The sequence below is a fragment of the Actinomadura rubrisoli genome, assembly GCF_004349215.1.
In the GTDB taxonomy this organism is placed as follows: Bacteria; Actinomycetota; Actinomycetes; order Streptosporangiales; family Streptosporangiaceae; genus Spirillospora; species Spirillospora rubrisoli.
Map to the genome: position 1 here is coordinate 1 of NZ_SMKU01000535.1, position 4,169 is coordinate 4,169.

Consider the following 4,169-nt stretch of genomic DNA (forward strand, 5'->3'; position numbering starts at 1 on the left):
ACTTCCACAACACCAGCAGGAGGCACAGCGCCAACGACGGGCTCGCCCCGATCACGTTCGAGCATCAGATGGCAGAAGCACGAAGAACACCAACGGCCCAGCCCAGGGCCGAAGTGGCATAACACCGTCTCCACGCTTTCAGGGGATTGACAGTCGGGCTGGGGCCGGTGTAGCGGCGACCTCGGCTATTGGAAGTGTCTGAGTGCTTTCGCTCGGAAGTGTTCATGCCTTCTCGGTTGCCGGTGGGTGCCAGATGGCGGGGGCGGTGCGGGTGGTGAGGAGGGAGGCTGCCCAGCGTTCCAGCTTGACGAGCCCCGCTCGGGCAGGGTGCCGGTGGCCATCAGGACCGCTGCGTAGGTGGTCCAGGGTCTTGCTGGGTGGCAGGCCGTCGAGGATCTGGTGCGCGAGCCGGCGGGAGTCCTGGCCGATCTCGGTGAGCGTCGCGGGGGCTTTGGGCCGGTTCAGCCGGCTCATGGCCGTGTCGGGACAGGGCCTTCACCCTGCTGGCAGCGCGCACAGGCCGGCCGGCCGGCCTTGCCGCTCTCGGCTCCGGCCAAGTCGTTGATGAGGCGGAGCACGGCCGGTGCCGGCGCCGTGTTCCCGGGCCCGGTGAACAGGTCGGGTGCTCGCGGACGGCCCAGATCAGGCGCCGCCGCCCGGCCGGGCGGGTGGTCGCCCGCTCGACGGCGGCCAGCACTTGCGGGGCGGTGAGGGCCGGGGCGGGCTCGGTGATCAGTTGCGTCAACAGCGGCATCGGGTCGTCGAGGTCGGGACAGCCCTCGCAGCGCGGCCGGCCCAGCACGGCGCCGCCACGCGCCAGCCTTGTCGTCGGTTCCGTGTGAGCAGGTCCCCACTCCGCAGCCGAGCTTCACCGCGCCTGGCTCCCGTGAGCCCTGGCTCCGTCCCCACGGAGCCAGGGCTCTTCTGGCGGGAGCGCGCCAACCTGCCTGGTTCGAGCCCGGGTCCGCGCTGGCTGACCCTGTGGCCCAGCCCTGTCGCGGCCGCTCGATGACATGGCGGAGTTCCGGCCGCCGTTCGGGCCAAGAAGCATTCGGCTTCATGCCGCCGCTGGACGAGGCGTATTTCGCACGGATGCTGGAGAGGATCGTGCGGCGCGGCTACCTCCCGGCCATCACGGTAAAGGTGAACCCGGCGCTCGTCGGACGGCGCAGCGGAGTGTCGCTCTTGATGCGGCGCAGCACCTCGTTCCTGCTGAGGCCGAGCCCCTGCGCGATGAGCCGCTCCGGGCGCACCGGCACCGGATCCTCGAAGACGACCTCGATCTGGACCGGCCACGGGCCGTCGAGCCACGCCGATGGGGTGTGCATCTGCCAGGCTCCCTTCCAGTCCAGCGTGAAGCGGTTGCGCCGGGCGAGTAGTGGATCCAGCAGCGCGGACGCCACCAGCTCCGGGTCGCCGGTGTGGTAGCCGTCGAGTTCGGCCGGATCGAAGGATCTGACCGGCGCTCGCTCGTGGACGGTGAGCTTGCGCGTTCGATCGCAGGACACGCAGCGGACCAGCAGCCACACGTCCAGCAGCTTGCCGTTGGCGTTGACGCGGAACCTGCCCTCGCCGGTGGTGGCCGACTCCGATCGGCAGTCCACGCACCGCAGCGACAGCAGAGGCAGCCTGGTTCGGCGGACGACCCAGGGCAGCACGGTATGAGGTGGTGAAGACATGATCTCTCTAGACCTGACACGAGGCCGATTGCGCGCGGCCTCAAACGCCGTACGACCGGGCGCGCACGGGCAGCCCGGCAGAGCCGACGGGAGGGTCGGCTTGAAGGTGAGCGGAAGAAGGTGTCAGGTCTAAAGAGCAGGCGGGGTCACGCGGTTCGTCCTCTGTCCTCACTGCAACGGGGCCGCAGGCAACCTACCCGAACGCCGCAGACGGGCCCAAACGGGTTTCCGGCGGCGAACGGTGCCTGTTCTCGGGCACGGCCAAACGCCGGAGCCGTCCGACGATGCCTCCGGCAGAGCCTCCTGGACGGCAAGGCCGCCGACGCGCCGTCCAGGGCCGGGGCTCGCGCCTGTGCGCAGCCGCCAACCAGCGATCCGGGGACGCATTCGAGGGATCAAGTGGATTCCCGCCGCGTCGGCTTCGACGCGGCTAACCGCAGGACGGCGGTGCCTCGGTGGCGCGGCGGCGGTGGGCCTTCTGGCGGCAGTTCGCGCCGCAGAAGCGGGCGGGGCGGCCCGTGCGGGCGGTCGTCAGTGCGGTTCCGCAGACTTCGCAGCGCGCCTCGCCGGCCGGAGTTTCGTTACGTGACACTGTGTGGGTTTCGTTACGCAGCGGCGGGAGTTCCGTGACAGGGGACGGACGGAGCGCGTCACAGGCCAGGACGGTCATGCGGCCGGGCGGGCCGGTGACCCGACGGCCCCGTTCCATGACCATGCAGCCGGTCAGCAAGGCGCGGATGTCCAGGACGTCGACGTCGGCCCGGACCGCGCCCGCATCCTGGGCCCGCCGGAGGAGCCCGCCGAGGGCTTCGTTGAACTCGTCGTCCACGCCCGCGTGGTGGAACGCGCCCATGCTCTTGTCCAGCGTGATGGACTCGCACAGGGCGTGGTTGAACATGGCCCGTTCCACCACCCACAAGAGGAAGCCGTAGAACGCCTCGGCCGGGTCTTCGGCGTCGATCAGGGCCTTCGCCTCGTCCACGATCCGATGGATGCGGTCGGCCACGACGGCCTTGAACAGGGCCTCCTTGGTGGGGAAGTTGCGGTAGACCGTCCCGGCGCCGACACCCGCGCGGCGGGCGATGTCGTCCAGGGGGACGAGCATGCCGTCCGCTGCGAACGCCTCCAGGGCGGCCTGCAAGATCCGTTCCCGGTTCCGGCGCGCGTCCGCACGGCGCGGCGCACCGTCCGCACGGCCCGGCGCACCGTCGGCGCGGCGCGGTGCATCCGGCAGGGTGTCCGGGACGAGCGGGTCCGTGGACATGCCGGCCTCCCCTCCTGGTGTTGACAACCGGGCTCACCGTTCCGGTACCGTCGTAAGCGGGCTGCTTGTTCCGATTGTATGCACCGGAGGAGAGACGATGACGATGACCGCGGTCGGCGAGGCGAGGCAGAGGCTGGGACGGATCGGAGTCGGGCTCATGACGCCCCTCGCGCCCGCCGACGAGTGGCGGCGGGCGGCGGTCCGCATGGAGCGGGCGGGGTACGGGGCCATCTGGGTGAACGAGGCCGTCGGCGGCCGCGAGGTGTTCACGCAGCTCGGCGTGATGCTCGCCGGGACGGACAGGATCGTGCTCGGCTCCGCGGTCGCGAACCTGTGGGCGCGGCACCCGGCCGCGATGCAGGGCGCCGCCTCGGTGCTGGCCGACGCCTATCCGGGCCGGCTGGCGCTCGGAGTCGGCGTCAGCATGGGCCACATCGTGGAGGCGAGCGGCCAGCGGTGGACGAGCCCGCTCGCGAAGATGCGCGAGTACCTCGACGGGATGGACGCCGCGGTCGAGGCGGCTCCGGTGCCGTCCGTGCCGTTCCCGCGGCTGCTCGCCGCGCTGGGGCCGAAGATGCACGGGCTGGCCCGCGACCGCGCCGACGGCGCGCTGCCCGCGGCGATGCCGGTGGAGCACACGCGCCGCGTCCGGGAGCTGCTCGGCCCCGACAAGCTGCTCCTGGTCATGCAGGCCGTGATCCTTGAGACCGATCCGGCGGCGGCTCGCGGCTTCGCCCGGCAGACCCCGATGCTCACCCTTCCGGGTTCCCCTTACGTCCGTTCGCTCCGGAACCTGGGCTACGACGACGCGGCCTTGGCGGACGGGGGTTCGGACGAGGTCGTCGACGCCTGCTTCATCTGGGGCGACGAGGCGGCCGTCGCCGAGCGGGTCGGCGAGCACCTCGACGCGGGTGCCGACCACGTCGGCCTCACGGTGTTCACCCCGGACCTGGCCTCGGCGGCCGACCAGTTCGAACGGCTCGCCCCCGTCCTCCTCTGATCAGCGGGGGCGGACCAGGCCCGTTTCGTAGGCGGCTATGACGAGCTGGGCCCGGTCGCGGGCGCGGAGCTTGGCCAGGAGGTGGCCGATGTGGGTCTTCACCGTGGCGGGGCTGAGGTGCAGGTGCGCGGCCAGCTCGGTGTTGGACAGGCCGCGGGCGATGAGGAGGAGCACCTCGCGCTCGCGGTCGGTGACGCCGTCCAGGCCGGGGGGCGGGGGCTGGACG

The 4,169-nt window shown here is 71.6% G+C and carries 5 protein-coding genes; 1 reads left to right on the forward strand and 4 read right to left on the reverse strand.

Going from position 1 to position 4,169, the window contains the following annotated elements; genetic code table 11:
* Nucleotides 1-222 precede the first annotated feature (222 nt).
* The 3 genes from E1298_RS44775 to E1298_RS44785 all read right to left on the reverse strand — a co-directional run bounded on the left by E1298_RS44775 (nt 223) and on the right by E1298_RS44785 (nt 2,943).
* Nucleotides 223-474 (reverse strand): hypothetical protein, encoded by a 252-nt coding sequence (locus E1298_RS44775; RefSeq protein ID WP_131903458.1) that lies wholly within the window; start codon nt 472-474, stop codon nt 223-225.
* A 644-nt stretch (nt 475-1,118) separates the two neighbouring features.
* Nucleotides 1,119-1,679, reverse strand: coding sequence for a DUF1062 domain-containing protein (locus E1298_RS44780; RefSeq protein WP_131903459.1), 561 nt, complete (start codon nt 1,677-1,679; stop codon nt 1,119-1,121).
* A gap of 430 nt (nt 1,680-2,109) precedes the next feature.
* Complete coding sequence (locus E1298_RS44785; RefSeq protein WP_131903460.1) at nt 2,110-2,943, reverse strand: TetR/AcrR family transcriptional regulator; 834 nt, start codon at nt 2,941-2,943, stop codon at nt 2,110-2,112.
* A 97-nt stretch (nt 2,944-3,040) separates the two neighbouring features.
* Between E1298_RS44785 and E1298_RS44790 the strand changes: the two genes are divergently transcribed.
* Nucleotides 3,041-3,943: a TIGR03620 family F420-dependent LLM class oxidoreductase gene (locus E1298_RS44790; RefSeq protein ID WP_207945232.1), complete on the forward strand. Its 903-nt coding sequence runs from the start codon at nt 3,041-3,043 to the stop codon at nt 3,941-3,943.
* Here E1298_RS44790 and E1298_RS44795 read toward each other — a convergent pair.
* A partial coding sequence (locus E1298_RS44795; protein ID WP_131903461.1) for a response regulator transcription factor occupies nt 3,944-4,169 on the reverse strand: 226 nt, incomplete at its 5' end.